This window comes from Dechloromonas hortensis (assembly GCF_009469765.1).
Classification (GTDB): domain Bacteria; phylum Pseudomonadota; class Gammaproteobacteria; order Burkholderiales; family Rhodocyclaceae; genus Azonexus; species Azonexus hortensis.
Window position 1 is genome coordinate 1 of record NZ_SSSQ01000039.1, and the last position, 697, is coordinate 697.

At 59.4% G+C, this 697-nt stretch carries 1 protein-coding gene; it reads left to right on the forward strand.

Annotated features, from left to right (window positions below; all coding sequences use genetic code 11):
- Positions 1-697 (forward strand): Calx-beta domain-containing protein (locus tag GH663_RS21025; RefSeq protein ID WP_211371228.1); only part of this gene is annotated, 697 nt, incomplete at both ends.

The following is a 697-nucleotide window of genomic DNA, read 5'->3' on the forward strand; positions in this document are numbered from 1 at the left end:
TCGCGACGCAAACCATCACGGTGGCGATCAATAACGACGGCACCTTCGAAGGCGCCGAACGCTTCAACATCAACCTGTCGAACCCGGTCGGCGCCGTCATTGTTGACGGCCAGGGCGTCGGCACCATCGTCGACGACGGGCGCACCCTGCCGGGTGGCCCGGCCAATGACGATAGTCCCTTCGTTACCTCTGTTTCCAGCCCCTCGGTCCAGGAGGGCAATAACCTGGTGTTCGAGATTCAACTGTCGAACCCAAGTCTGACAACAACGACGGTTGCGCTCGCCTTGCAAGGGATCACTGCGACGGAGGGCCTGGATTGGTCTTCAGTCGGTTCCGTATCTTTCAACAATGGCGCATCGTGGAGCGCGCTGACTGCGAATATTTCGGTTCCTGCCCTGGTGACCAGCTTTATGGTCAGACTACCGACTGCAGATGATGCCATTGATGAAACCGCTGAAACGATGAGTCTGTCAGCGTCTACGTCGCGTAATGGAGTGCCGGTGCAAGGCGTGGGAACCATTCTCGATAATGATCCTTTCACCGATGCCAACGAAACAGTCAGCGTCAACGAGGATACGATCCTGAACGGAAGCGTGCTGACCGGTACGTCTAGCGGAGAAGGCCCGGTCAGCGTCACCACCTTCACGGTCGGTGGCACGACCTACGCCGCCGGCGCCACCGCCACCCTGGCCGGGGT